The following is a 24,476-nucleotide window of genomic DNA, read 5'->3' as shown; positions in this document are numbered from 1 at the left end:
CCATGACCGAGACGTCGCTGCGGGAAGTGCGCCGGGCCGTGTACCGGCCGGTGCGCGGGGGCAATGCGCTCGAAGACACCGTCGCCCGTCTCGTGCAGACGATCCGACTCGGCGTCGTCGCACCGGGGGAGTCGCTGCCGCCCGAGCGCGAACTGGCGACCCTGTACGCGGTCAGCCGAGACACAGTGCGGGAGGCGATCCGCGAGCTCGCCGACACCGGCTACCTCGTGCGCCGCCGCGGACGGTACGGAGGCACCTTCGTCGCGGATCCGCTGCCTCAGCCGCCGCATCCCGGAGAGGTCGACCCCGCCGAGCTCGCCGACGTCCTCGGACTGCGTCGCGTGCTCGAAGCCGGTGCCGCCCGCGCCGCCGCATCGCGGACGCTCGATCCGTCGCAGCGCGACGAGCTGTGGGCGCGATACGAGGCCGTGACCGCGGCATCCGAGCCCGACTACCGCCGGCTCGACACGCTTCTGCACCTTGCGATCGCCGAGGTCGCCGGCATCCCGTCGCTCGTCGCGCTCGCCGCCGAGAACCGCGCGCAGGTGAACGCGTGGCTCGACACCTTCCCGCTGCTGCCGCGCAACATAGAGCACTCGAACGCGCAGCACGAGTCCATCGTCACCGCGATCCTGGCAGGGCGAGCGGATGCCGCCGAAGCGGCGATCCTCGACCATATGGCCGGGTCGGAGGCCCTGCTGCGCGGCTTCCTGCTCTGACGGGGGCGGGCTGCTCGGTTCCGGCGGTGCCTGCCGTCGATACCTTGTCGATTTTGCATGTGACTTCGCGCTCACATACCGATGGGCCGATCGCGGAGGCCCTGGGGGCCGCGGACGCCGCGGGGGGGCGAGTGAGCCTGAATTCACATGCGTTTCGACAGACTTCTGCAACCGCTGCGGCTGCCGGTGCAGCGCTCGCGAGAACGCTGCGGCGCACGGTCGCGGCAGACGTCTACGCTGGAGCGATGGCCGGCAAGAAGCGCGCGAAGAAGGAGCTCGAGTTCCGCAACACGCAGCTCGCGGACGCCCTGCAGACGCAGGACATGGCCGCCGTCGCGTTCGCGCTGCGGCACGGACCGACCGTCGTGCCGCTGGTCCGCGTCGGGCAGCGCGACAACCCGCTCGACGTGGGCGAGGTGTGGACGTACCGCGATCCGCGCAACGGCGACATCGCGCTCCTGCTCTTCAGCGACGCCGCCAACAAGCCCGAGACGCTTCCCCCGGGTGTCGCGCTGCAGTCGCCGGCGTGGCTGCGCTCGTTCCTCGGTGCGCACGAAGACGAGATCACGACCGTCTTCTTCGACCTCGCCGGTCCGCATCCGCTACAGGCGACGCCCGCTGACCTGATCGCCGCGCTCGACGCCTGAGGCGGCGTGTGCGCCGGCCGATCGGCGGGCGTCGCGGGTACCAGTGGACCCGCGAGCGTCGCGCGAATCTCGGAAGATCGGCGCCACAGCTCCGGGAATCGACGGATCCTCCGAGACCGGTGCGGCGGCCGCCGCTACGCTCGGGCCATGCGCCGTGCTCTCCTCGTCGCCGTGCTCGCGGGCGTGACGCTCGTGCTGGCGGGGTGCGTGCCGACCGGGGGGCCGCTCGCGATGCAGCCCCGCGCGGAGGCGTGGCACGATGCGCTGCTCACGGGCACGCTGCACATCGATGATGACTGCGTGTGGGTGGAGACGCCGGATGCCGCCTATGTGCCGGTCTTCCCGGTGGGCTCGGCCCGGATGGAGGCGGGAAAGCTCGTGTACGGCCACCACTGGTCGGACGGCGACGCCATCGACATCGGGGGCGGTGAGGCGCCGAAGGCCGGCGCGGACTGGTACGTCCCCGGCGGCTGCCCCGACGCTGTGCTGTGGGGTGCCGCTCCGCCCCCGGAGGGGTGACCAGTCCGCGTACGAGCGGTGCTCGGACGGACCGGGTGCGTCGGGACCGGGGAAACCGGCCTCAGAACTCCGGGATGTCGTCGCCCCGGCCCGGACGGATGCGCGTGCGGACATCGCCCAGCGCTCCCCGGAGCGTGCCCGAGCGGTTGTCGATGACGTCGGTGTAGCCGAGACGCGCGGCCTCGGAGCGACGCTGCGACGCCTGCGCCACGGGTCGCACTTCGCCGGCCAGGCTCAGCTCGCCCACGGCCGCGAGCGTCTTGGGCGTCGACTCGTTGTTCACCGCGCCCGCGACGGCGATGGCGATCGCGAGGTCGGCGGCCGGCTCGGTGAAGCGCACGCCACCGACGGTCGAGACGTACACGTCCTTGTCGCTCGTCTTGATGCCGCCGCGCTTCTCGAGCACGGCCAGCACCATCGCGACGCGGGCCGCATCGACCCCGTTCACGATACGGCGCGGGTTGGGGCTCGTTGCGGCGATCGTGAGCGCCTGCACCTCGACCGGCATCGCGCGACGACCCTCGAGCGCGATGGCCACGCACGTGCCCGGCTCAGGTGAGCCGTGGCCGAGGAACAGGGCGCTCGGATCGGGGACTTCGGAGATGCCGGCGCCGGTCATGTCGAAGCATCCGACCTCGTCCGTCGGTCCGAAGCGGTTCTTGAGCGCCCGGACGAACCGCAGCGACGTCTGCCGGTCGCCTTCGAAGTGGCACACGACGTCGACCAGGTGCTCGAGGATGCGCGGGCCGGCGATCGACCCGTCCTTCGTGACGTGCCCGACGATGATGACGGGGAGCCCGCGGTCCTTCGCGACGCGGATGAGCGTCGATGCGACCTCGCGCACCTGGGACGGATGCCCCGCCATGCCCTCCGACAGAGATGACGCCACCGTCTGCACGGAGTCGACGATCAGCAGATCGGGCTTCACTTCGTCGACGTGGCCGAGGATCGTCGCCAGGTCGGTCTCGCTCGCGAGGTAGAGCTCGTCGTGGAGCGCGCCGGTGCGCTCGGCGCGCAGTCGCACCTGCGCCGTGGACTCCTCGGCCGAGGCGTAGAGCACGCGGCGCCCCGCCTTCGCCGACTGCGCAGCGACCTCGAGCAGGAGCGTCGACTTGCCGACCCCCGGCTCGCCCGACAGCAGGATCGCCGCACCCGGCACGACACCCCCGCCGAGCACGCGGTCGAACTCGCCGACCCCGCTCGTGCGTCGCGGGGCGTCGGTCGTGTCGATGCTGGTGATGGGGCGGGCCGCACGGCCTGCGCCGGGCGCGACGGGGGTGACCGACCGCACCAGTCCGGTGGACTCGGATGCCTCGACCACGGTGCCCCACTGCTGGCACTCGCCGCAGCGGCCGACCCACTTGATCGTCGTCCAGCCGCACTCGGTGCACCGGTACGGCGCGGTCTGCGTGGGTCGTCGGGTGGCGGCCATGCGATCAGCGTACGTCGAGCCCGCGACATCGCCCTGCGGCGCGGCGTAGCCTGACGGCATGCGCGTGGACGCGGCATCCCGATTCATCGCGGCGGAGCCCGACGACGTCTTCCGGGCGTTCGTCGATCCGGGGCTCCTGCTCGCATGGATGCCGCCCGCAGGCATGTCGGGCCGGTTCGAGCACTTCGATGCCGGCACCGGCTACCGCATGGTGCTGCGCTACCTCGAGCCGCCGGCAGGGGGCGGCAAGGCATCCGCAGACGAGGACCTCGCGGTGGTGCGCCGCGTGCGCGTCGAGGCGCCGGAGGCGATCGTCGAGGAGGTCGACTTCCCCTCGGACGATCCCGCGTACTCGGGCACGATGACGATGACGTGGGTCTTCACCGAGGGCGACGGCGGCACCTACGTCGACGTCGAGGCGATGAACGTGCCGCCCGGCATCGACCCTCGCGACCACGCGGCCGGCATGGCGTCGTCGCTCGCGAACCTCGCGCGGCTCGTCGAGGGCGGGTGAGACATCGGGCCATCGTTCGATCCCGAACGGCCCGGCGCATGACTCCTGCACTTCCTGCCGGGACGGCGCGGCGCATAACTCCTGCACTTCCTGCCGAAACGGCCACGAAAGGGGCCGGCGGGCGGCGCGACCGACGATTCTGCAGGAGTTATGCGACGCCCGGCGCGAGCTACCCTCAGCGCAGCGAGTCGGCGACCTCGCGCAGCGCGTCGGCGGAACGGTGGAAGAGCTCGAGCTCGTTCGCGGCGAAGGGCGTCTCGCGGATCGGCACCGCACCCGCCGCGCTCACCACCGCCGGCACCGACAGCGCCACGCCGTCGACGCCGTGGAAGTCCCGCAGCACGGGCGACACCGGCATGACCGCGCGCTCGTCGCGCAGGATCGCCTCGATGATGCGGGCGCTCGAGAGCCCGATCGCGTAGTTCGTCGCGCCCTTCCCCTGGATCACCTTGTAGGCGGCGTCACGCACGTCGATCGCGATCTGGTCGAGCTCCTCGACGGTCATCCGGTCGCCCGCAGGGGTCACCCACTCCAGGATCGGCACCGCCCCGATGGTCGCGGCGGACCACAGCGGGAACTCGGTGTCGCCGTGCTCGCCCACGATGTAGGCGTGAACGCTCGAGGTCGAGACGCCGGCGCGCTCCGCGAGCTTCCACCGCAGGCGCGACGTGTCGAGCACGGTGCCCGAGGCGAAGATGCGCTCGGGGGGCAGGCCGGTCTCCTCCTGCGCGAGCACGGTCAGCACATCGCACGGGTTCGTGACGATGACGTAGATCGCGTCGGGGGCGACGCTCAGCAGCTGCGGCATCATCTTCTTCATGATCCCCGCGTTGACGCCGGCGAGCTCGATGCGCGTCTGGCCGGGGTTCTGCTTCGCGCCGGCGGTGATCACGACCACGTGCGAGCCCTCGACGACCGACAGGTCGCTGCCGCCGACGATGTCGCTCGTGCCGGTGAACTGCGTGCCGTGCGCGAGGTCGAGCACCTCGGCCTCGGCCTTCTCGGTCGCGATGTCGTAGAGGGCGACGTGCCGCGCCGAGCCGCGGATCAACGCCGCGTATGCGGCGCTGGATCCGACGCTCCCCGCGCCGACGATGGTGACTTTCGAGTTCTCGATGACGGCCATGCCGCCAGTCTTGCAGTGAGCGGATGCCTCGGGCCAGGCATCCGACCGTGACAATCACCCCGAAGGGGCCATGCGCTCGCCGCAGGCGCAGCCCTACGATGACGGCAGTCGCGACCGCTGCGGAAGGACGGACCATGTGCCGATGGCTGGCGTACACGGGCGAGGCGCTGCAGCCGTCGACCCTCATTCTCGATCCGCAGCACTCGGTCGTGGCGATGTCGCTGAACTCGCCGCTGGGTGCCGAGACGGTCAACGGGGACGGCTTCGGTCTGGGGTGGTATCCGGATGCCGCGCCCGGCGTCGAGCCGGCGGTGTTCCGGTCGATCGAACCCGCGTGGCACGACCAGAACCTGCGCGAGCTCAGTCGCGCGGTGCGCACGCCGCTGTTCTTCACGCACGTGCGGGCGGCGGCGGGGCCGCCGATCCAGCAGACCAACTGCCATCCGTTCCGCCACGACCGCTGGCTCTTCATGCACAACGGGTCGATCTCGGGATTCTCGTCGTACAAGCGGGACCTGGTGCTCGACGTGGACCCGGAGCTGTACCCGTCGATCCAGGGGACGACGGACTCCGAGGTGCTGTTCCACCTCGCGCTCACCTACGGGCTCATGGACGATCCGGTGGCCGCGGTCGGTGCGGCGATCCGCCGGGTCGAAGAGGCCGGGCACGCGGCGGGGGTGCAGTTCCCGATGCAGGGGACCGTCGCGGTCACCGACGGGGCGACCGTGTGGGCGATCCGGTACTCGACGCAGGGCCGATCGCGCACGCTGTTCCACTCGGCCGACGTGCCGACGCTGCGGAAGATGTATCCGGATGCCGCGCGCCTCGACTCCTTCGGAGACCGGGCGCAGGTCGTCGTGTCGGAGCCCCTCAACGACCTGCCGGGCGTGTTCCTCGAGGTGCCCGAATCGACGGTCGCCGTGCTCGATCCGGACGGGTACCACCACCGGGAGTTCCTGCCGGCGTGATGCGGCCCGGGCCGCGGCCGCCGGGTGTCCGCTCGATTGGCGGGTTCGACCGGCGTGACGTAAACTCTTCGGCGGTGACGTGTCCGAGCGGCCGAAGGTGCAACTCTCGAAAAGTTGTGTAGGGTAACCCCCTACCGTGGGTTCAAATCCCACCGTCACCGCCACGTTAAATACCTGATCAGCGCTACTCGCGAGTGGCGCTGATCGGTGTTTCGGGCCAGAAACGGGAACACTTCTGTCCCGTTCTGTTCCCGCTTGGTCGTTTCGAGGCTCGCACTCTCGCGGAAATCGGCCGCGACTTACCGTGGGTTGGAGCACCATCCTAGGTGCCGCGCCGCCGGAGTCAGCTGCAGCCGAACAGGCGAGGCGGATCGTTCCGGCATTGCGCTGCGCGTTGTCGCCTTCGTCGTATTCGAGGATGACGTCAGTTGGCAGCGACTGGTTGGATTGAGCGAAGTCCCGGACTAACCGAAACAGACTGCCGCTCGCCCGTACCGTTCGGCCGTGATGCGCTTGACAGACCCGATGGCATCGACAAGATCTGCGCGGACGATCTGCTCGCCCGCCAGTGCAACCATCTGGCCCCACTGCGCGGACGCGGCAGCGTCGACGGCAGCCGCCCCGAACCGGGCGGCGAGGACCCTGTCGTATGCGGTGGGTGTCCCGCCGCGCTGAATGTGGCCCAGGGTGGTGGCGCGGGTCTCGATACCTGTGCGCGCCTCGACCAGTGGTGCGAGCCGCTCGCCGATGCCACCTAGCCGTGGCCGTCCGGATGCTTCCGCGCCACGTGGGTTGTACACCTCGCCGTCGTCGAGCGGGAAGCCCTCGGCTACCACCACGAGAGGTGGCTGGTTTCGGTCCCTGGCGGACTCCACCCACTCGACGACCTGGTCCAGCGACACCGGATGCTCCGGGATGAGCACGGCGTGGGCGCCGGTAGCGATGCCGGAGTGCAATGCGATCCATCCGGAGTTTCGTCCCATCACCTCCGCGATCATGCAGCGTCCGTGGGACGCGCCCGTGGTCAGCAGCCTGTCCATGGCATCCGTGGCGATCTGCACGGCCGTGTCGAAGCCGAAGCTGTAGTCGGTGCCATTGAGGTCGTTGTCGATCGTCTTCGGAACGCCGACCACCTTGATGCCGGCGCAGCTGAGCGCATGAGCGGCGCTGAGCGAGCCCTCACCGCCGATGGCGATGACCCCGTCCAAATCGTTCGCCTCAATCGCATGCCAGACACGCTCGAGCGCATCCTCGCCCTCGGTCGGGTTCGTGCGTGAGGTGCCGAGGATCGTGCCCCCCTGCCCGGCGACGCCGCGCGTCATGTCTTCGGTGACTTCAACAACGTCGTTGTCCAGCACGCCGCGCCATCCGTTTCGGAAGCCTACGAGACTGCCGCCGTACTCGCGGGTGACACGGATATACGCGCTGCGAATGACGGCGTTGAGGCCCGGGCAGTCCCCGCCACTCGTGAGAATCCCAAACCGAGGCATCATTGCTCCAACCATAAAATGGACGTTGTGTCCGAAAATAGTGTAGCGTGGTGGACCTGGGTCCGGAAGATCCGCATCTAGGGACTGATTGTGCCCCCGACGACCGTGAAGTGGAGCGATGGTGCCAATCGCGAAAGTGGTGAGACTGCGCGTCGAGGTAGATAACGCCCACGCGCTAGACCGGGTTCTGCACCGTGCGCGTGAGGCGTTCCATGCCGAGGCGGGAACCCTGCACTGGGACGTCTACGACTCCGACGGCCCTGGAGAACGAACCGTGGTGGAGCTGTTCGCTGATCCGGACGCGGTGCGGCAGCACGATGATTCTCCGGCGGTGGCGACGCTGCTTGCAGACCTTGAGGCGCTCGGCGTCGACGTGGTCGCCGTCGACCAGTTCTCGCAGACCTCGGCTCAGGCCAAAGAGCCACTCATCAACAAGGAACACTGACATGACCAAGCACATCTTCATCACCGGCGCATCCGGCTATCTGGGGCAGGCCATCGCGCAGCGACTGTTGCGGGCTGGTCACCGTGTCTCCGGGCTGGTCCGCTCCGACGCAGCCGCGAAGTCGGTCACCGCGCAGGGCATCACCCCGGTCATCGGCGGCCTCGACGACGTCGCGAGCCTGGACCTGTCCGGCTACGACGCCATCGTGGACACGGCCACCGCAGACCACGCCCCGTCCACGGCGGCGTTCATCGCGGCACTCGCCGGCACCGACCGCACCTTCGTCCGCACCAGCGGCACCGGCGTGTACACCGATCTCGCCGGAGGCGTTGCCTCGGAGGTCGTCTACCGCGAGGACGACGAGTTCACCCCCGCAGAGGTCGTCGCTGCCCGGTACCGCTCGGATGAACTGGTGCTCGCCGCCAAGAACGATGGTGTGCGCACCGTCGTCATCCGCCCCGCGATGGTCTACGGCGACGGCGCCTCAGAGCAGCTCCCGCTGCTGCTGCGCCAAGCGCTCAGCTCCGGCCGGTCCATCTTCGCCGAGACCGGCGAGAACCGGTGGGGGAACGTGTACCTCTACGACCTCGCCGAGCTGTACCTGCTGGCGCTGGAGAAGGCGCCGGCCGGTTCGGTCTACAACATCGCGTCCGGCGAGTGCGAGCTGCGTGAGATCGCCGACGGCATCGCGCAGGTGCTGGGACAGGGTGCCGGGGTGAGCGTGTCGCTGGACACCGCCCGCGAGACCCTCGGTGCGCGGTGGGTCGATGTCGCCCTGGCCAGCAACAGCCGCGTGGATTCCACGCTTGCGCGCACCGAGCTTGGCTGGAATCCTGTGGGGCCGACCCTGCTGGAGGACCTTGTCCACGGCTCGTACAAGCGGATCTGGGCCAGCAAGGGCGACCCACACGACCACGTCGCGAAGCACTGACGGTGATCAGCCTCGACCTGAGCGGCAAGCGCGCCCTGGTCACAGGAGACACCCGCGGTCTCGGCTACGCCATGGCCGTCCGGCTTGCCCAAGCCGGGGCTGTCGTCGGCGTCAGCGGCCGCTCCCAGGCGTCGGTCGCGACGGCGGTGACCGGCCTCCGGGGCGAGGTCGCCGACGGCACGTTCGTGGGCGTCGTCCCCGATGTGGGCACCGATGACGGCGCCCAGTCTGCTCTCGACCAGTTCCCGGGGGTGGACATCCTGGTCAACAACATCGGCATCTACCAGTCCGGCAATGTTCTCAGCACGCCCGAGAACGTGTGGGCGGAGCACTACGACGCCAATGTCCTCACGGGGGTCCGTCTGACCAGGCGGGCACTCCCCGGGATGCTCGGACGCAAGTGGGGACGGTGCTGTTTATCGCCAGTGATGCCGCGGTAGCCATCCCCAGCGGCTCATCCGGCCGGAGGAGGTGGCGAACATGGTCGTCTATCTCAGCTCGGAGCTGTCGTCTGCGACCACGGGAGGCGCGTTGCGCGTCGACGGCGGTTACGTGGACGCGATCCTCCCCTAACTGTCGGTGGGCCGCCGAGCCATGATTCAGACCTCGGCGGTATCACCGATCTTCGCCGCGGTCGTCTGCACCTGCCGGGCCAGGTCCTTCTCGCGGCCCACGATGTCATCGCGGCGGCCGGCGATGGACAGCGCCGCGAGGAACTGGCCATCGGGAGTCAGCACGGGCGCGGCCACGGCGCCGACTCCGACGGTGACGTCCTCGTCGGAGATGCAGTAGTGACGCTCCCGGCTGAGGGCGACATCGTCCAGGATGGCCTTCCGGGTCTCGAGTGAGCGCGGAGTGAAGCGTTCGGGGTGGTGGGCGGCCAGGTACTCTTCCGGTTCCTCGTCCCCGAAGGCCAGCGTGATGCGGCCTACGCCACCCAGGTGCAACGGCAGGCTGCCGCCGGGGTGGAGGACGAGGACCTGGACGCCTTGACCGTGCAGACGCCGCACGCAGACGGTGCGCTGCGGACGCGGCACGCTCAGGTAGACGGTGAGGCGGGAACTGTCCCGCAGCGAGCGGAGCAGCTCTTCATGGTGAAACCACGGCGTCGCGGTGGCCAGTGCCTGGTCGCCGAAGTGCAACCACTTCGTGCTCAGGGATACCGCCCCGTCGGGCTGTTGCGTCGCCAACCCGTCCTGGATGAGCGCACCCATCAGCCGGTACGCGCTCGGACGGGGGATGCCGATCTCTTTGGCCAGCTCCGGGGCGGTGAGCGGGCCGGATCGGGCGAGAGTCTCCACTGCGGTGCGAAGTGAGGTGAGTACGCGGCTCGGCTTGTCAGTGGTCGGCATCGTGATGTCCCAGCGTGGTCGAAATGGCCGCGGCCTCCCGGCGCACCAGTTGAACGAACTCTCGATGGCGCGCGTCGTCTCTCGCGTTGAGCGCGCTGAGGGTGATGGAGGCGATCACCTGGCCACGGTGGTCCACGACAGGCGCAGCGACACTGAACACCCCTGGGGTGATGTCCCCGTCGGACTGCACGGCGCCGGCTTCCCGGATGGCGTCCAACTCCCGTTCGAGCTTGACCGCCTCGGGCTCGGTGATGGGGTTGGACTGCGACCCGCGCAACGCGCGCAGATAGTTGTCGCGAACGTCCGCGGGCGAGAACGCCAGGATCGCTTTCGGGCCCGCGCCCTGGTGCAGTGGCAGGGAGCCGCCGATTGTCAGTTCTGCGGTGCGGGTGTACTTGCCGTCCACCCGCTCGATGCACACGCCGCGCTGCCCGTCCGGCACGCAGAGATAGGCCGTCTCCGCTGTCTCCTCGGCGAGCCGCGCCAGTGACAGCCGCGCGGCTGCTCGCAGGTCGAGCGAAGTCTCAACGGCGTGACCGAGCGCGACCAGATCGATCCCCAGCCGCACGGGCGCCCCCTTGCGTTCGCCTCGCTCGACCCAGCCGATGGATTCGAGGTTTCCGAGCATCCGATACACCGTGGTGATGGGCTCGCCGAGGTTCGCTGCAAGCTCCGCTGCGGTGAGCTCACCGGCCTCCGCCAGGCACTCGAGGACACGGGTCGCCTTTGTTACCGCGCTCATTCCCGAGCCGTCGGCGTCTGTCATTGGCTGCATCACTGCATCCTCCCGTTTTCTGGACAGACTCTACAGAAGGTGGCAGACACTTGCTAGCCACTAGATGAAACGGTCTAATCGCATTTTGCGAACATCTTGTCCGTAGAACTAGACAAGAACGAAGCGCTGGGCGTATATTGGCGAGTCAAATACCCGTTATGCGTACAGCGGCTCTTCCACTCGGGCACTTTACGCGTCGCAAGGAAGCGAGAACGCGATGGTGCCTGAGACGCCGCCGGCCGCAGGGAGGTCCGTATTCTCGCTGACGGGCGAGGTCGCCATCGTCACCGGCGGTGGCTCCGGGATCGGACGCGCCATCGCCCTGGGACTCGCCGAGTGCGGTGCCCGCGTGGGCATCGCCGACGCGTCTGCCGAGGGCGCAGAGCAGACGGCTGTGGCGATCCGCGCTGCCGGCGGCGAAGCGGTCGCCATCGAAACGGATGTCACCAGCGAAGACGGCATGACCGACGCTGTGGCAGCTGTCGAGGCCACCCTCGGTGGTCTCTCGCTCGCGGTGAACGCCGCCGGCATCGCCGACGCGGTCCCGGCGCTCGAGCTGACGACCGATCAGTTCGAGCGGATGTACCGCATCAACGTCACCGGGCTCTTCCGCAGCTGTCAGGCGGAGGCCCGCGCGATGATCCGCACGGGACGCGGTTCGATCCTGAACCTCGCCTCCATCAGCGGACTCGTCTCCCACCGGGAGATGCTCCAGGCCCACTACAACAGCGCCAAGGCCGCCGTGGCTCACCTCACCCGGTCATTGGCCACCGAGTGGGCACCCCACGCCATCCGCGTGAACTCGCTCGCCCCCGGGTTCACACTCACGCCGATGAACGCGCGCGAAGAGGTTGCCTCGATGCGCGCCGACATCAGCCGCCAGATTCCGCTGGAGCGTTTCGCTGAGCCGGAGGAGATGGTAGGCCCCGCCGTCTTCCTCCTCTCAGGCGCGGGCTCCTACTGCACCGGTGTGGACCTCGTCGTGGACGGCGGGTTCACACTCCTCTGATTTGGACGCGCCACGCGTCCGCACAAGCTCACCACTACGGTGAGGTCCCTTACCAAGGAAGGTAGAGAGTCGATGTCGATTCAGATCACAACCAAGCGGCGTCGCGCGGCCGCCGCGGCTGTCGGCGCACTCGTAACGGCAACGGCGCTGATGCTCGCCGGATGCTCCAGCGGCAACGCAGACGCTGGCAACGGTGGCGACAGCGGCGACGGCGAGAAGAAGACCATCGGGGTGTCGATGTCCTTCGTCAACCAGTTCTACGCCGCCGTGCAGGAAGGCATGGAAGACGAGGCGGAGAAGCAGGGCTATGAGCTGGTCATCCTGAACGCTCAGGGCAACAGCTCGACACAGGTCAACCAGGTCCAGAACCTGGTCAGCCAGGGCGTCGGCTCGCTCATCTTCATCCAGCTGGACGCAGCATCCGGCGGAGCGTCGGTCGGCCAGGCGAACACCGCCAACATCCCCGTCATCGCGGTGGACCAGCTGCCTGCCGGCGGCGACTACGTGACGTTCATCGGAAGCGACAACGTGGCGATGGGTGAGCAGGCGTGTGGCTACCTCGCCGAACTCCTCGGCGGAGAGGGCAACATCGCCCTCGTCGAGGGCATCCCGGCCTCGTCCACGCAGATGCAGCGCACCGAGGGCTGCCAGACCTCGCTGGACGCGAACCCCGACCTCAACGTCGTCAGCACCACCAGCGCCGACTGGGATCAGAACAAGGCGGTCAGCGTGTTCGCTAACGTCCTCACCGCCAACGAAGACTTGCAGGGCGTGTTCGCCCAGAACGACGACATGGCCCTCGGTGTTGCCAGCGCCGCTGAGACCGCCGGTCGCAGCGGACTGGCCATCGTCACCATCGACGGGTTCCCGGCCGCCTACGACGCCATTGAGAAAGGGCAGATCTCCGCGACCATCAGCCAGCAGCCGTACCTCGAGGGCCAGCTCGCCGTGCAGAACGCCATCAAGGCGATGAACGGCGAGGAGTCGGAGATCCCGAAGGACCAGATCCAGGAGTCGATCCTGGTCACGAAGGACAACCTCGAGGAAGCACGAGCTGCGAAGTACTTCGGCTCACAGGGCTGACGCCCCCATCCCATCAATGGCTTGCCGGCTCCGGGTCTCCTGCCGGGGACGGCAAGCCAGAGGAGTAGAAACTCATGAGCGAACCGACGAACAAACGAGTTCTCACAGCAACCGGCATCACCAAGCGGTACGGCGACAACACAGTCCTGCACGGCATCGACTTCTCGATTGAGGCAGGCTCCGTTGTCGGACTGATTGGAGAGAACGGCGCCGGCAAGTCCACGCTCAGCTCCATCATCGCGGGCATCAAGCGGCCCGACGGCGGGTCGATGACCATCGACGGTGAGCCGTACGCGCCAGCTGGTCCGCTCGAAGCACTGAACTCCGGGGTGGCCATCATCCACCAGGAGATCAAGATGATCCCTGAGCTGTCGGTCGCCGAGAACATGTTCCTGGGACGCCTGCCCACCCGCGGTGGCCGGGTGGCGACACGGCAGATGGTCGCCGGGGCCCGCGCCGTCCTCAAGGACCTGGGCGTGACCCTCGACCCGCGCAGGCCTGTCGCCGGGCTGTCCACCGCGACGCAGCAGGAGATCGAAATCGCGCGCGCCATCCTGCGCCAGCCCTCGTTCGTCATCTTCGACGAGCCGTCCGCCTCCCTCGGTCAGGACGAGACGAAGCGTGTCCTCGAGCAGATCGAAGTGCTCCGCTCCCGCGGCACCGGCGTGGTCTACATCAGCCACCGCCTCGACGAGATCTCCGCCATCGCCGACCGGGTGTTCTGCCTGCGCGACGGCCACAAAGTCGGCGAGTGGCCCGCGAAGGACATCGACCGCAACGGCATGATCCGCGCCATGGTCGGCCGTGAGCTCTCGCAGCGCGACGTTCCCCCGCCGGACCACGACGACGAGGTGGTCGCCACCGTCGACGCACTCTGCTCCGACCGCTTCGAGAACATCTCCTTCGAGCTGCGTCGCGGCGAGATCTTCGGGATGTCGGGCCTGGTCGGCGCAGGACGGACCGAGATCGTCCGATCCCTCGCGGGCGCCGACCGATCCATGTCGGGGAAGGTGACCGTCGACGGCCGCCTGGTGAAGATCCGTTCCGTGCCCGACGCGGTGGCTGCGGGCATCTACATGGTGCCGGAGGACCGCAAAACCCAGGGCCTGAACCTCAACCGCACCAGTGCGGAGAACATGGCCCTGCCGTGGGAGTCCCGGCTGGTTCCCCGCGGGTTTGTCACCGTCCGGTTCCTCAACCGGCTCAAGAAGCGGATGACGAAGGAACTCGACATCCGCGGCAACCTCGACAAGCCCGTCGGGCTGCTCTCCGGCGGCAACCAGCAGAAGGTGCTGCTAGCGAAGTGGCTGGTCCGCACCCCGAAGGTCCTCATCCTGGACGAACCCACCCGCGGTGTAGACGTCGGCGCCAAGGAAGCGATCTACGAGATCATCCGCGACCTCGCCTCCCAGGGCGTGGCCGTCATCGTCGTCTCCTCCGAACTGGAGGAAGTCCTGATGCTGTCCCACCGCGTGATGGTGGTGGCCGGAGGGCGCCAGCGGGCGGTGCTGTCACGCGAAGAAGCAACCCCTGAGCGCGTCATGCAGCTGTCAGTGTCGTGACCCGCCTCAACAACATTCCTCAAGGAGAACTCATGTCCACCCCAGTCACGGATACTGCGGCCACCAAGCCCACTACCGCAAGCCTGGCAACCACCTCAGCGATTCGTGTCGCCCAGGTCAAGAACCGTCTGAAGATCCTCTCGGGACCGCTCATCGGACTGATCCTGCTCATTATCGTGATGTCGTTGCTGTCGCCGGTGTTCCTCACCCCGAACAACCTCGTCAACATCATGGTGCAGGTGTCCTACATCGGCATCATGGCGGCGGGGGCGACGCTGGTCATCATCCTCGGCGGCATCGACCTGTCCGTGGCTGCTGTCCTCGGATTCAGCTTCATGGTGGTCGCTGTCACCTACCAGAACCTCGGCTGGCCGTTCTGGCTGTCCATCATCGTCGGTCTTGCCGTCGGCGCTGGCATCGGACTGCTCAACGGTGTGCTCATCGCATTCGGCAACATCCAGCCGTTCATCGCAACGCTGGCCACCATGTTCGCTGCGACCGGCCTGTCGCTGTACCTCACCAACGGCACGCCCATCCTCGGCCTGCCCGACTGGTTCCAGGGACTCTCGCAGATCCGTCTCGCCGGGATCTCCCTGCAGGTCTACCTGATGCTCGCTGTCTTCATCGTGGCCGGCCTGTGGCTCCGTTACCGTCCGGCGGGGCGCTCGCTGTACGCCATCGGCAGCAACGAGGAGGTCGCTCGACTCTCCGGCATCCGAGTGAAGGCCATGCAGCTGCGCGTCTACGCGCTTGCCGGATTCCTCGCCGCAGTCGCCGGCCTCGTCGTCGGTGCTCGCCTCAACGCCGCTCAGCCCGGCGCCGGCAACTCCAGCGACCTGCTCAGCGTCATCGCCGCGGTCGTCATCGGTGGCGCCAGCCTGGCGGGCGGCATCGGGTCGATGTGGGGAACCTTTGTCGGCCTGCTCATCATCGGCGTCCTCAACAATGGGCTGACGCTGCTGAACGTCTCCCCTCACCTGCAGCCGGTCGTCATCGGCGCGGTCATCATCCTCGCGGTGCTCAGCGACGGTCGCCTGTTCGCGATGATCCGCTCCCGCGGCCGCTCCGCACACTGACCGGGAAGGAAGGAACGACGAGCCATGTGGGCATCTGACCTCTTCGACGGGAAGGTCGTCGCCGTCACCGGCGCCGCCTCCGGCATCGGCGCCGCCATCACCCGCCGCTTCCTGGAAGCGGGCGCCACGGTCGCAGCCGGCGACCTGCAGACGGAGCTGTTCACAGGATTGCAGAACGAGCTCGGCTCCGAGCTCAGTCGCCGACTGGTGCCGCTGGCTGTGGACGTGTCGGATTCGCAGTCTGCCGACGCGTACATCTCGGCCGTCGCCGGAAAGCTCGGACGACTGGATGTGCTCGTCAACAACGCCGGCATCGCCCCGGTCGGCTCGGTCACTGCGACCACCGACGAGCTGTGGCGGAAGGTGATGTCGGTGGATGTAGACGGAGTGTTCTACGTCTCCCGGGCCGCCCTGCCGCATCTGACAGCGTCCGGCGGCAACGTCATCAACACCGCGTCGGTGTCCGGGGTGCGTGCGGATTTCAACTACGCGGCGTACAACGCCGCGAAGGGCGCCATCGTCAACTTCACCCGCAGCATGGCCATCGACTACGGCAAAGCCGGTGTCCGCGTGAACGCCATCGCCCCCGGACCCGTGCGCACCCCGCTGCTGGTGAAGAACCTTGAGGCGCTCCCGGGGCTCGAGGACGCGTTCGGGAAGTTCATTCCGCTGGGCCGTATTGCCGACCCCGCTGAAGTCGCCGATGCGACGGTGTTCCTCGCGTCGCCTGGTGCTTCGTTCATCACCGGTGCCATCGTGCCCGTTGACGGCGGAGTGACGGCTTGGAATGGTCAACCCAACGGCGACTTCGTTCAGTGATTCGCAGGTGAAGAGGAGAGACAGATGAAAGACGGAATGTTCGTGTTCGACTGCGTCGTGCACACCCAGGACTTCACGGAACGGCAGGTTGCCCCGGGAACGGACGGCCGCAACGTCACGGCGCACCGGGAGAACCAGGCCTCTTTCAACAAGCTGATGGCCAGCAAGGGCGGACCCACCGACAAGCCCGACTTCTACGACCCGGTGGACCCGGAGTGGGCCAACGCGCAGCTGTTCGAACGCTCCGACACCGACATCGCCATGGTCCAGACCGTTCCGCTGTTCGGACCGTGGAAGGACTCACTGGGTCCGGCGCAGCTGTGCTACGACCTCACCCGCGTGAACCCGGACCGGTTGATCTTCTGCGGCGGCGTCGACCCGAGCTGGCAGGGAGTGGACTTCGCGCTGCGCGAGATGGAACGGCAGGTGCACGAGTGGGGAGCGAAGAGCTTCAAGTTCTACACCTACCAGGACCGCAACCACTCCTGGGCTGCCGATGACCGCGAGATCGCCTACCCGCTGTATGAGAAGGCGCTCGAACTGGGCATCAAGATGATCCAGTTCCACAAGGGCTACCCGTTGGGCATGCACCCCGTGGAGGCTTTCAAGCCGAACGACCTGCAGATGGCGGCGTACGACTTCCCGGAGCTCAACTTCGGCATCCACCACATGGGCGACCCGTACGTGGACGAGACGATCTCCATCGTCGGCCGGTTCCCGAACATGCACCTGATGCTGCCGCTGTGGTTCAACCAGTACTTCCTGCAGCCCTACCCGATGCTGCACCGCATCGGTCAGGCGCTGCTGTTCATCGGCCCGGACCGTCTCGCGTACGGCTCCGAGGGCTTCATCTGGCCGGACATCCAGGCCTACATCGACATGTGGGCAAACCTCGAGATGCCCGAGGAGCTGCAGGACCGGTACGGGTACCCGGAGCTCACCCGCGAGATCAAGGAGAAGGTGTTCGGCCTGAACTTCGCCCGCGCCCTCGGCTACGACATCCCCTCGCAGTACACGGGAGGCGAAGGGTCATGACCGTCGATCCGGAGCGACTGCAGCAGGCGCTGCAGTTCGTGCGGCCGCGGCTGCGCGGCCACGCCGGCGACATGACCGCGACTGTCAGTGACGAAGGCGACGTCGTCATCGAGTTCCACGGCGCTTGCGAGAACTGCCCGTCCATGGCGGTCACTTACGCGGGGCTGGTGCAGACGTACGTCGAAGCCGTTCCCGGGGTGCGTTCGGTCACTGCCCCGCAGATCCATGCCTCACCGCAGACCCTCGCCAGCATTCGCCGGCGGCTCGGGGTGAGGGCGGGGTCGGTTCCGCTGGGTCTTCCGACTATCGGGCATCCGCCGGCAGGAGTGTGCGCATGAGTGAGAACAAGTACCTCGTTGTGGGCGCGAGCGGTGTCACGGGTGGCGCCGTCGCACGCCACCTGGCAAGCCGAGGGCTGGCGGTCACGGCGCTCTCACGCAGCGGCCCGCGGCGTGTTGATACCTCCGACCAGCAGGTCCTCCGTGGCGACCTGTCCGTCGCTGGCGGGATTGCCGAGGGGGCGCTCGCCGGCGTGACCCATGTCGTGTACGCCGGGTACGTCGAGGGCGCCTCCCACGCGGAGACCACCGCCCTCAACGCCGAGATGGTGGTCCACCTGTTGGACGCATTGGACCGCGACGGTGCCGAGGTCGAGCACTTCCAGCTCATCGGCGGTGGCAAGTCCTATGGCGAGCACCTCGGCCCGTACCGCACACCCGCGAAGGAGACCGACCGCAGACTGCTGGGACCCATCCTCTACAACCCCCAGGAGGACGCGATCTGGGAGTGGGCAGCCCGCCGGGACGCCGTGTGGACGATTCTGCGGCCGGACGGCGTCATCGGCTTCGGCGCCCGGTCACCGATGAACATCCTCTCCGGCGTTGCCGCGTACGCGATGCTCAGCAAACGGGAGAACGCGCCGTTGCGCTTCCCGGGATCGTGGGGAGCGTGGCGGGCACTGCACCAGGCGACCGATGCCCGCATTCTCGCCCGGGCCGTCGAATGGGCCTACGGCGCGCAGACAGCCCGCAACCAAGTCTTCAACGTCACCAACGGCGACCACTTCCGTTGGGTCCATCTGTGGCCGGTCATCGCCGAGTTCTTCGACATGCCCTTCGACGAACCGCAGCCGATGGAGCTTGAGGCGCACATGCTCGGGCGGGATGCGGACTGGGCCGATCTCGTCCTCGAGCGCGGACTTCGCCAGCCTGCCTTCGATCAGTTCGTGTCGTGGCCGTTCGTGCAGGGGTGGTGGCGGACGGACTACGACATGGTGCAGAGCACCATCAAGATCCGGCAGGCCGGGTTCGCGGACTGCATCGACTCTCATCAGAGCTTCATCGACCACCTCACCGCCCTCCGAGACGACCGGTTCATCAACTGACCGCCGCCGTCTGAACGCTTGAGCCGCATCCAGCGGTTCTGCGCTCCCAAAAAACGTACATAAAATGGACAATCTGTCCGTAAATAGGTAGGATTCTCTCATGAGCGAAGACGCCTGGCCCGGTCTGGACACCCCGTCCGGCACGACGCAACAGCACGCGGAGCTAGCGCGGCTGTCGCGCCTGGTGCGCTGGCACATCGTCAACACCGTCGCGCAGAGCAAGGCCGGACACATCGGCGGACCGCTGTCGATGACCGATCTTCTGGTGGCGCTGTACTTCCAGCAGCTGCGCATCGACCCGGAGAACCCCCAGGACCCGAGTCGCGACCGGTTCGTGCTCTCCAAGGGCCACTCCGCCATCGGTCTCTACAGTGTGCTGGCACTGCGGGGATATTTCCCTGTGGACGAGCTGGCCACCTTCGATCACGGCGACTCCCGTCTGCAGGGGCACCCCGACATGAAGCTCACTCCGGGGATCGACGTGTCCACGGGCTCCCTCGGCCAAGGCCTGTCGGCCGGTGTCGGCATCGCGCTGGGTGCGAAGAAGATCCGCGCGGACTACCGCACCTGGGTGATGCTCGGCGACGGGGAGCTTCAGGAAGGCATGGTCTGGGAGGCGTTCAACTCCGCCAGCCGTTACGGGCTGAGCAATCTCATCGCCATCATCGACCTCAACGGCCTCCAGCAGTTCGGCTGGCCCGCCGTCCCCAATCGCGACCGGTTCGACCGCAGCGAACCGTGGGCACACGTCGACCTGCGCGCGATCCTCAGCGGGTTCGGCTGGAACGTGCTCGAAGTCGACGGGCACGACTTCGACGACATCCTCACCGCGTACGGCGCGGCGGAGAAGAACGCTGCGGCCACCGACCGGCCCACCGTCATCCTCGCGCACACCGCCAAGGGGCAGGGTGTGTCCTTCACCCGCGGGACCTACAAGTGGCACAACGGCGTGGCCACGGATGAGCAGCTCGCCATCGCCCGCCGTGAACTGGCAATCGAGGAGGCCGTGCTGTGAAAGCGCAACGAGATGTCTGGGGCGACACCCTGGTGGAGATCGGGGCAGAGGACCCGAGCATCGTCGTCGTCGACGGTGATCTGGCCAACTCCACCAAGGCCGACAAGTTCGCCGAGGCGTTCCCGGACCGGTTCGTGGAAGTGGGTATCGCCGAGCAGAACATGGTCGGCATCGCCTTCGGACTGACCACCGCCGGGTTCCGTCCCTGGCTGTCCACCTTCGGGGTGTTCCTCACCCACCGCGCCCTTGACCCGATCCGCATGCTCGTCTCGCAGACTCACGCGCCGGTCCGGATCGCCGGCTCCTACAGCGGCCTCCTCAACGGAAGCTCCGGAAAGACCCACCAGGACATCGAGGACCTCGCCATCATGCGGGCGATGCCCAACATGACCGTGCTCGCGCCGGCCGATGAGGTGGAGATCGCTGAGATGACCCGGTGGGCGTCAGCGCACGACGGTCCCGTCTATGTCCGAATTGCCCGGGATGCTGTCCCCGCCGTCCTTCCCGAGAACTACCAATTCCGCCTCGGCGAGGTGGTCACGTTGCATCCGGGTGGTGTGGTGGCGCTGGTATCCACCGGCGTGCAGAGCTCACGGGTGAACGAGGCCGCGGCCATTCTCAGCGAGTCGGGCATCCACGTGCGAGTCATCCACGTACCCACGATCAAGCCGCTGGACGTGCACTCCTTGCTGGCCGCCGTTGACGGCGCTCGCCTGGTCATCACCATCGAGGAGCACACGACCATCGGTGGTCTCGGCGGGCTGATCAGCGAAACCCTCAGCGAACTGGAGGGTGCTCCCCGGGTGGCACGGCTGGGCCTGGAAGATCAGTGGTCAGAGTCCGGTCCGAACGACTTCCTGCTCGACAAGTACGGGCTCTCGCCGGAGCGTGTCGCGGAGCAGGTCCGTGGCTATCTCAACTCCCCGGTGACGCTGGTCGCGGGAGGCAGAGCATGAGTGCGCTCCCTGGCCTGCCATTGCAGCTGTTCATCGACGGGCAGTGGCGGGACTCCGCCGACGGCACAACCTTCCCTGTGCACGACCCCGCCTTCGACCGAGTCCTCACCGAGATCGCCGACGCCACCCCGGCTGATGCGCTGCGGGCGCTGGACGCGGCGTCTGCGGCAGCAGATGCGTGGGCGAAGACACCAGCCCGGGTGCGCAGCGGGATCCTGCTTCGCACGTTCGAACTGGTCGTCGAGCACGCGGACGACATCGCCCGGCTCATCACCCTCGAGATGGGCAAGCCGCTCAGCGAGTCGGCGGCCGAAGTCCGTTACGGCGGGGAGTTCCTCCGCTGGTTCGCGGAAGAAGCCGTTCGCGCCGGCGGGCGGACCGGCAGCACCCCGGAGGGAACGGGCGCGATGCTGGTCACCCACCGACCGGTAGGCCCGTGCTACCTCATCACTCCCTGGAACTTCCCGCTGGCAATGGCGACCCGCAAGATCGGACCGGCCCTGGCAGCAGGCTGCACAGCGGTGATCAAACCGGCCGCGCTCACCCCGCTGACGACGCTCTATTTGGTGTCGCTGTTCGAACAGGCCGGGCTCCCTGAGGGCGTCCTCAACGCGATCCCCTCCACTCGCTCCGCGGCCGTCTCCGACGCGCTCATGCGGGACCCTCGGCTGCGCAAGGTGAGCTTCACCGGCTCGACGGGGGTGGGGCGCACCCTGCTCAAGCAGGCCGCGGACAACATCCTGCGTACGTCTATGGAGCTCGGTGGCAACGCCCCGTTCCTGGTGTTCGACGACGCGGACCTGGACGCCGCCGTCGATGGGGCGATGATTGCGAAGTTCCGCAATGTCGGTCAGGCGTGCACTGCCGCGAACCGGTTCCTCGTGCAGGAAGACATCCACGACCGTTTCGTGGAGCGGCTCGCCGAGCGCGTGCACGCGTTGAGGGTCGGTCCCGGCCTGGATGCGGGAGTGGACATCGGGCCACTCATCAACCGTGACGCCGCGATCCGCATTGGAGGGCTCGTCGATGAGGCCGTCGCCGCCGGTGGGTACGAGATCGTCGGGGGCCCGCGCGCGGAAGACGGGGCGTTCTTCCCGCCGACCATCGTCACCGACGTGCCCACCGACTCGCGGCTGTACCGCGAGGAGATCTTCGGTCCCGTGGTGTCCATCACGAAGTTCACAACCGAAGCTGAAGCGGTCGATCTCGCCAACAGCACCGAGTACGGGCTCGCCGCGTACGCGTACACAGCGGACCTTGCACGCGGGCATCGGCTGATGGCGTCCATCGACGCGGGCATGCTCGGGGTGAACTCCGGCGCCATCTCCAATCCCGCCGCCCCGTTCGGCGGGACGAAGCAGTCCGGCCTCGGCCGAGAGGGCGGCAACGAGGGCATCCACGAGTACCTGGACACCAAGTACGCCTTCGTCCCTGGCAGCTGAGCTGTCTCCCCAGACCGCTGCGACCTCTACTCCTCGCGCATCGGGACCGGGCGGGAGAGTGTCACCGATTGCCCTTGTCGCGTCCGTCGGCAACGATCTCGCGCACCGCCGTGTCCAGCACTCCCACTAGTAGCTGCACATGCGGTCGACCGGCGCTGGCTGGCCGACGCAGCAAGTGCAGAGTGTTCGTGGGTGAAGTCACGTGCGGTGCGAGGTCGACCAGTGCTCCTGTGTCGAGTTCTCGGCGACACAGGTAGCTCGGGAGCACGGTCGCGCCAGCTCCGGCCGCCGCAGCATCGCGCAGCGCCCGCAGGTCGGGAAAGACGAGGGCCGGCTCACGCTCGAGCCGGGTACTGAACACTTGCCTCCAATACCGCCGGAGCACGGGCACATCGCTCGCGTACGCGAGCAGGGGAATGCGCTCGAGTGCGGATGCGCCCGCTGCCTCCACAGTGCGGGGCAAGGAGGTCGCGATCTCAGGGTTCGCGGTGAGGATGAAGGTTTCATCGACGAGTGGCTCCGCGGTCAGCGCTCGGCCACGGGGGCGCTCGGACGCGATGACCACGTCGAGAGTCCCGGAGCGCAGCGCGTCGAACAATTCGTTCGGCAACCCGGGAACCACATGGACCCGCACTCCGTCTGCAATCAACGGAGCAAGTGCGGGAGTGACCACTTCGGCGAGCAACTCGGCAGCTCCTCCGAGCCGTACCGGCGGCTGCGGCGCCGAGTCCGCTGAGCCTGCGAGCGCTCGCGATATCGCCTCGAATGGCGAGGAGAGCCGTGCCGCCAAGTCATCGGCCGTGGCGGTGGCAACGACACCGCGAGCGGTCCGCATGAAAAGCCTTTCGCCCACGAGCCGCTCGAGGGAGTTCAGCTGGGCGGACACGGCCGGTTGGGTCAGGCCGACGATTCGCGCGGCGGAAGAAAGCGAACCGGACTCGTACACGGCGAGAAACGTTCGCCACAACTGGAGGTGCGCCAGACCATCAAAATCCTGATACCCCACATCATGAAGCTATCGGAAGAGTGCCGAGCCTGACCCGGTTTGAACCGATGTCGCGCATTCGCGAGAGAAGGAGATTTCATGTCAACCGTCCTGTTCGTCGTTTCCGCCGCCCGCACATGGACCCTGTCCGACGGCACCGCTCACAGAACCGGCTACTGGGCTGAGGAGCTGCTCACCCCCTACCGCCTCCTGAGCGAGGCCGGGCACACGGTCGAGTTCGCGACCCCCGGCGGCATCGCCCCGCTCGCAGACGAGGCCTCGTTCGGCGACAACGGCGAGGCGGAGCGTGCGCAGCTCGGCGCCATCGCGGGTCTTGGCGCTCCGCTGACCCTGGACGAGGTTGGCCTGTCGGGGTACGACGCCGTGTACTACCCCGGCGGTCACGGCCCCATGCAGGACCTGTCTCACGACGCCGCCTCCGGCGCCCTCCTCACTTCGGCGCTTGCTTCGCCGAAGCCCGTCGCCCTCGTGTGCCACGGTGTCGCCGCGCTCCTCGCAGCAATCCGCGAAGACGGCACGCTCGTCGCCGCCGGCCGCACCGTAACCTCGTTCACAGACGAGGAGGAGACGCAGGCAGGTCTTGCTACCCGCGCGCCGTTCCTCCTCGAGTCCTCTCTTCGTGAGCGCGGAGTCGTACTCGACAACGCGAGCCCGTGGGCGGACCACGTTGTCGTTGACGGTAATCTCATCACCGGTCAGAACCCTCAGTCGTCGGCGTCGGTCGCTCGGGCGCTTCTCGCGCAGCTCGGCTGACCGACACGGGGCGGGGTTCGACCATGTGCCCCGCCTGTCCGTGGGCGCGCAGGCCAGACCCTGGTCAAGTCGCGGTCGAGACCATCCACCACATCGTCGAGTCAGCGATCTCCCCGCTGCGGTGATCCTTGGCGCGATGGACTCGTTCCCACGGTCTCCTAGTGGGAACAGAAGCGGGAACAGACGCAATGAAACGAGTGTGACTCGATGCAGCGCATGAGAACCCAGATCGTTGATTTCACGCGTTCCCGAGACCTCATGTGATCCCTGTGACCTCATCCGGTATGGGTTCAAATCCCACCGTCACCGCCACGTCGAAGCCCCGCGAACCCTTGGAAACAGGGGGATCGCGGGGCTCTCTTCTTGCCGAGAAACGCCAGGTCGGTCCCGCCTCCTCGGCCGTGAGCGAATCCGACCT

The 24,476-nt window shown here is 67.7% G+C and carries 27 protein-coding genes and 1 tRNA gene; 22 read left to right on the top strand and 6 right to left on the bottom strand.

Annotated features, from left to right (window positions below; genetic code table 11):
- Window positions 1-2: 2 nt before the first annotated feature.
- The 3 genes from OL358_RS05080 to OL358_RS05070 all read left to right on the top strand — a co-directional run bounded on the left by OL358_RS05080 (window position 3) and on the right by OL358_RS05070 (window position 1,885).
- Complete coding sequence (locus tag OL358_RS05080; RefSeq protein WP_264708856.1) at window positions 3-719, top strand: FadR/GntR family transcriptional regulator; 717 nt, start codon at window positions 3-5, stop codon at window positions 717-719.
- A gap of 245 nt (window positions 720-964) precedes the next feature.
- Window positions 965-1,366, top strand: coding sequence for a dehydrogenase (locus OL358_RS05075; protein ID WP_264708855.1), 402 nt, complete (start codon window positions 965-967; stop codon window positions 1,364-1,366).
- Window positions 1,367-1,513: 147 nt separating this feature from the next.
- On the top strand, window positions 1,514-1,885 hold the full coding sequence (locus OL358_RS05070; RefSeq protein ID WP_264708854.1) for a hypothetical protein: 372 nt from the start codon (window positions 1,514-1,516) through the stop codon (window positions 1,883-1,885).
- Window positions 1,886-1,946: 61 nt separating this feature from the next.
- Here the strand turns inward: OL358_RS05070 and radA are convergent, their stop codons facing one another.
- Window positions 1,947-3,317 (bottom strand): DNA repair protein RadA, encoded by a 1,371-nt coding sequence (gene radA / locus OL358_RS05065; RefSeq protein WP_264708853.1) that lies wholly within the window; start codon window positions 3,315-3,317, stop codon window positions 1,947-1,949.
- Window positions 3,318-3,375: 58 nt separating this feature from the next.
- On the opposite strand from radA, the gene OL358_RS05060 reads away from it, so the two are divergent.
- Window positions 3,376-3,831 (top strand): SRPBCC domain-containing protein, encoded by a 456-nt coding sequence (locus tag OL358_RS05060; protein ID WP_264708852.1) that lies wholly within the window; start codon window positions 3,376-3,378, stop codon window positions 3,829-3,831.
- A gap of 175 nt (window positions 3,832-4,006) precedes the next feature.
- Here OL358_RS05060 and OL358_RS05055 read toward each other — a convergent pair whose 3' ends face one another.
- On the bottom strand, window positions 4,007-4,957 hold the full coding sequence (locus OL358_RS05055) for an L-lactate dehydrogenase (protein ID WP_264708851.1): 951 nt from the start codon (window positions 4,955-4,957) through the stop codon (window positions 4,007-4,009).
- Between the two features lie 134 nt (window positions 4,958-5,091).
- Between OL358_RS05055 and OL358_RS05050 the strand changes: the two genes are divergently transcribed.
- Both OL358_RS05050 and OL358_RS05045 read left to right on the top strand, forming a co-directional pair.
- The gene (locus tag OL358_RS05050; RefSeq protein WP_264708850.1) at window positions 5,092-5,925 is read left to right on the top strand and encodes a class II glutamine amidotransferase; all 834 of its coding nucleotides are present in this window, start codon (window positions 5,092-5,094) and stop codon (window positions 5,923-5,925) included.
- A gap of 73 nt (window positions 5,926-5,998) precedes the next feature.
- Window positions 5,999-6,089 (top strand) — tRNA-Ser (locus OL358_RS05045).
- A gap of 300 nt (window positions 6,090-6,389) precedes the next feature.
- Here OL358_RS05045 and OL358_RS05040 read toward each other — a convergent pair.
- A complete protein-coding gene (locus tag OL358_RS05040; protein ID WP_264710238.1) occupies window positions 6,390-7,415 on the bottom strand; it encodes a 6-phosphofructokinase in 1,026 nt (341 codons plus the stop codon).
- A gap of 118 nt (window positions 7,416-7,533) precedes the next feature.
- Between OL358_RS05040 and OL358_RS05035 the strand changes: the two genes are divergently transcribed.
- From OL358_RS05035 to OL358_RS15845, 4 genes are read left to right on the top strand one after another with little or no spacing between them, the layout of a single operon-like run.
- Window positions 7,534-7,860, top strand: coding sequence for a putative quinol monooxygenase (locus OL358_RS05035; RefSeq protein ID WP_264708849.1), 327 nt, complete (start codon window positions 7,534-7,536; stop codon window positions 7,858-7,860).
- A gap of 1 nt (window position 7,861) precedes the next feature.
- Entirely contained in the window at window positions 7,862-8,791 is a 930-nt protein-coding gene (locus tag OL358_RS05030) for an NAD-dependent epimerase/dehydratase family protein (RefSeq protein ID WP_264708848.1), read from the top strand.
- Window positions 8,792-8,793: 2 nt separating this feature from the next.
- On the top strand, window positions 8,794-9,231 hold the full coding sequence (locus tag OL358_RS05025) for an SDR family NAD(P)-dependent oxidoreductase (RefSeq protein WP_264708847.1): 438 nt from the start codon (window positions 8,794-8,796) through the stop codon (window positions 9,229-9,231).
- A gap of 40 nt (window positions 9,232-9,271) precedes the next feature.
- Complete coding sequence (locus OL358_RS15845; protein WP_413631338.1) at window positions 9,272-9,364, top strand: hypothetical protein; 93 nt, start codon at window positions 9,272-9,274, stop codon at window positions 9,362-9,364.
- Window positions 9,365-9,390: 26 nt separating this feature from the next.
- On the opposite strand, the gene OL358_RS05020 is transcribed toward OL358_RS15845, so the two are convergent.
- Both OL358_RS05020 and OL358_RS05015 read right to left on the bottom strand, forming a co-directional pair.
- Complete coding sequence (locus OL358_RS05020) at window positions 9,391-10,143, bottom strand: IclR family transcriptional regulator (protein ID WP_264708846.1); 753 nt, start codon at window positions 10,141-10,143, stop codon at window positions 9,391-9,393.
- Window positions 10,130-10,909, bottom strand: a complete 780-nt coding sequence (locus OL358_RS05015) for an IclR family transcriptional regulator (RefSeq protein WP_264708845.1) — start codon at window positions 10,907-10,909, stop codon at window positions 10,130-10,132. Before OL358_RS05015 ends, OL358_RS05020 begins: the two co-directional genes overlap by 14 nt.
- A 229-nt stretch (window positions 10,910-11,138) precedes the next feature.
- Between OL358_RS05015 and OL358_RS05010 the strand changes: the two genes are divergently transcribed.
- The 11 genes from OL358_RS05010 (at window position 11,139) to OL358_RS04960 (ending at window position 22,299) form a co-directional block, all read left to right on the top strand.
- Window positions 11,139-11,927, top strand: coding sequence for a glucose 1-dehydrogenase (locus OL358_RS05010; RefSeq protein ID WP_264708844.1), 789 nt, complete (start codon window positions 11,139-11,141; stop codon window positions 11,925-11,927).
- 72 nt (window positions 11,928-11,999) lie between these two features.
- A complete protein-coding gene (locus OL358_RS05005) occupies window positions 12,000-13,010 on the top strand; it encodes a sugar ABC transporter substrate-binding protein (RefSeq protein ID WP_264708843.1) in 1,011 nt (336 codons plus the stop codon).
- A gap of 74 nt (window positions 13,011-13,084) precedes the next feature.
- The gene (locus tag OL358_RS05000) at window positions 13,085-14,572 is read left to right on the top strand and encodes a sugar ABC transporter ATP-binding protein (RefSeq protein ID WP_264708842.1); all 1,488 of its coding nucleotides are present in this window, start codon (window positions 13,085-13,087) and stop codon (window positions 14,570-14,572) included.
- Between the two features lie 32 nt (window positions 14,573-14,604).
- Window positions 14,605-15,648, top strand: coding sequence for an ABC transporter permease (locus OL358_RS04995; protein WP_264708841.1), 1,044 nt, complete (start codon window positions 14,605-14,607; stop codon window positions 15,646-15,648).
- Window positions 15,649-15,672: 24 nt separating this feature from the next.
- On the top strand, window positions 15,673-16,467 hold the full coding sequence (locus OL358_RS04990) for an SDR family NAD(P)-dependent oxidoreductase (protein WP_264708840.1): 795 nt from the start codon (window positions 15,673-15,675) through the stop codon (window positions 16,465-16,467).
- A 24-nt stretch (window positions 16,468-16,491) separates the two neighbouring features.
- Window positions 16,492-17,502 carry an amidohydrolase family protein gene (locus OL358_RS04985; protein ID WP_264708839.1) on the top strand — a complete coding sequence of 337 codons (1,011 nt, stop codon included), beginning with the start codon at window positions 16,492-16,494 and terminating at the stop codon, window positions 17,500-17,502.
- Window positions 17,499-17,840: a NifU family protein gene (locus OL358_RS04980; RefSeq protein ID WP_264708838.1), complete on the top strand. Its 342-nt coding sequence runs from the start codon at window positions 17,499-17,501 to the stop codon at window positions 17,838-17,840. Before OL358_RS04985 ends, OL358_RS04980 begins: the two co-directional genes overlap by 4 nt.
- On the top strand, window positions 17,837-18,886 hold the full coding sequence (locus OL358_RS04975) for an SDR family oxidoreductase (protein WP_264708837.1): 1,050 nt from the start codon (window positions 17,837-17,839) through the stop codon (window positions 18,884-18,886). Before OL358_RS04980 ends, OL358_RS04975 begins: the two co-directional genes overlap by 4 nt.
- A 100-nt stretch (window positions 18,887-18,986) precedes the next feature.
- Window positions 18,987-19,901: a transketolase gene (locus OL358_RS04970; protein ID WP_264708836.1), complete on the top strand. Its 915-nt coding sequence runs from the start codon at window positions 18,987-18,989 to the stop codon at window positions 19,899-19,901.
- Window positions 19,898-20,857: a transketolase family protein gene (locus OL358_RS04965; RefSeq protein WP_264708835.1), complete on the top strand. Its 960-nt coding sequence runs from the start codon at window positions 19,898-19,900 to the stop codon at window positions 20,855-20,857. The genes OL358_RS04970 and OL358_RS04965 overlap by 4 nt, the downstream gene beginning before the upstream one ends.
- Window positions 20,854-22,299 carry an NAD-dependent succinate-semialdehyde dehydrogenase gene (locus OL358_RS04960; RefSeq protein WP_264708834.1) on the top strand — a complete coding sequence of 482 codons (1,446 nt, stop codon included), beginning with the start codon at window positions 20,854-20,856 and terminating at the stop codon, window positions 22,297-22,299. The genes OL358_RS04965 and OL358_RS04960 overlap by 4 nt, the downstream gene beginning before the upstream one ends.
- A gap of 61 nt (window positions 22,300-22,360) precedes the next feature.
- Here the strand turns inward: OL358_RS04960 and OL358_RS04955 are convergent, their stop codons facing one another.
- A complete protein-coding gene (locus tag OL358_RS04955; RefSeq protein ID WP_264708833.1) occupies window positions 22,361-23,305 on the bottom strand; it encodes a LysR family transcriptional regulator in 945 nt (314 codons plus the stop codon).
- Between the two features lie 78 nt (window positions 23,306-23,383).
- Between OL358_RS04955 and OL358_RS04950 the strand changes: the two genes are divergently transcribed.
- Window positions 23,384-24,058, top strand: a complete 675-nt coding sequence (locus tag OL358_RS04950) for a type 1 glutamine amidotransferase domain-containing protein (protein ID WP_264708832.1) — start codon at window positions 23,384-23,386, stop codon at window positions 24,056-24,058.
- Window positions 24,059-24,476 lie beyond the last annotated feature (418 nt).

The sequence above is a fragment of the Microbacterium sp. SSM24 genome (assembly GCF_025989145.1).
In the GTDB taxonomy this organism is placed as follows: domain Bacteria; phylum Actinomycetota; class Actinomycetes; order Actinomycetales; family Microbacteriaceae; genus Microbacterium.
The sequence above is the reverse complement of the archived record's forward strand: the minus strand, read 5'-3'. Positions and strand labels throughout refer to the sequence as shown.

What these genes read in the sequence shown, in the direction of transcription:
- OL358_RS04980 (WP_264708838.1), top strand. Translation starts at nt 17,499, where the DNA reads ATGACCGTCGATCCGGAGCGACTGCAGCAGGCGCTGCAGTTCGTGCGG.
- OL358_RS05070 (WP_264708854.1), top strand. Translation starts at nt 1,514, where the DNA reads ATGCGCCGTGCTCTCCTCGTCGCCGTGCTCGCGGGCGTGACGCTCGTG.
- OL358_RS04990 (WP_264708840.1), top strand. Translation starts at nt 15,673, where the DNA reads ATGTGGGCATCTGACCTCTTCGACGGGAAGGTCGTCGCCGTCACCGGC.
- OL358_RS04950 (WP_264708832.1), top strand. Translation starts at nt 23,384, where the DNA reads ATGTCAACCGTCCTGTTCGTCGTTTCCGCCGCCCGCACATGGACCCTG.
- OL358_RS05020 (WP_264708846.1), bottom strand. Translation starts at nt 10,143, where the DNA reads ATGCCGACCACTGACAAGCCGAGCCGCGTACTCACCTCACTTCGCACC.
- OL358_RS15845 (WP_413631338.1), top strand. Translation starts at nt 9,272, where the DNA reads ATGGTCGTCTATCTCAGCTCGGAGCTGTCGTCTGCGACCACGGGAGGC.
- OL358_RS05030 (WP_264708848.1), top strand. Translation starts at nt 7,862, where the DNA reads ATGACCAAGCACATCTTCATCACCGGCGCATCCGGCTATCTGGGGCAG.
- OL358_RS05005 (WP_264708843.1), top strand. Translation starts at nt 12,000, where the DNA reads ATGTCGATTCAGATCACAACCAAGCGGCGTCGCGCGGCCGCCGCGGCT.
- OL358_RS05015 (WP_264708845.1), bottom strand. Translation starts at nt 10,909, where the DNA reads ATGACAGACGCCGACGGCTCGGGAATGAGCGCGGTAACAAAGGCGACC.
- OL358_RS05080 (WP_264708856.1), top strand. Translation starts at nt 3, where the DNA reads ATGACCGAGACGTCGCTGCGGGAAGTGCGCCGGGCCGTGTACCGGCCG.
- OL358_RS05060 (WP_264708852.1), top strand. Translation starts at nt 3,376, where the DNA reads ATGCGCGTGGACGCGGCATCCCGATTCATCGCGGCGGAGCCCGACGAC.
- radA (WP_264708853.1), bottom strand. Translation starts at nt 3,317, where the DNA reads ATGGCCGCCACCCGACGACCCACGCAGACCGCGCCGTACCGGTGCACC.
- OL358_RS04975 (WP_264708837.1), top strand. Translation starts at nt 17,837, where the DNA reads ATGAGTGAGAACAAGTACCTCGTTGTGGGCGCGAGCGGTGTCACGGGT.
- OL358_RS05050 (WP_264708850.1), top strand. Translation starts at nt 5,092, where the DNA reads ATGTGCCGATGGCTGGCGTACACGGGCGAGGCGCTGCAGCCGTCGACC.
- OL358_RS05035 (WP_264708849.1), top strand. Translation starts at nt 7,534, where the DNA reads ATGGTGCCAATCGCGAAAGTGGTGAGACTGCGCGTCGAGGTAGATAAC.
- OL358_RS05055 (WP_264708851.1), bottom strand. Translation starts at nt 4,957, where the DNA reads ATGGCCGTCATCGAGAACTCGAAAGTCACCATCGTCGGCGCGGGGAGC.
- OL358_RS05000 (WP_264708842.1), top strand. Translation starts at nt 13,085, where the DNA reads ATGAGCGAACCGACGAACAAACGAGTTCTCACAGCAACCGGCATCACC.
- OL358_RS05075 (WP_264708855.1), top strand. Translation starts at nt 965, where the DNA reads ATGGCCGGCAAGAAGCGCGCGAAGAAGGAGCTCGAGTTCCGCAACACG.
- OL358_RS04970 (WP_264708836.1), top strand. Translation starts at nt 18,987, where the DNA reads ATGAGCGAAGACGCCTGGCCCGGTCTGGACACCCCGTCCGGCACGACG.
- OL358_RS05040 (WP_264710238.1), bottom strand. Translation starts at nt 7,415, where the DNA reads ATGCCTCGGTTTGGGATTCTCACGAGTGGCGGGGACTGCCCGGGCCTC.
- OL358_RS04995 (WP_264708841.1), top strand. Translation starts at nt 14,605, where the DNA reads ATGTCCACCCCAGTCACGGATACTGCGGCCACCAAGCCCACTACCGCA.
- OL358_RS04960 (WP_264708834.1), top strand. Translation starts at nt 20,854, where the DNA reads ATGAGTGCGCTCCCTGGCCTGCCATTGCAGCTGTTCATCGACGGGCAG.
- OL358_RS04985 (WP_264708839.1), top strand. Translation starts at nt 16,492, where the DNA reads ATGAAAGACGGAATGTTCGTGTTCGACTGCGTCGTGCACACCCAGGAC.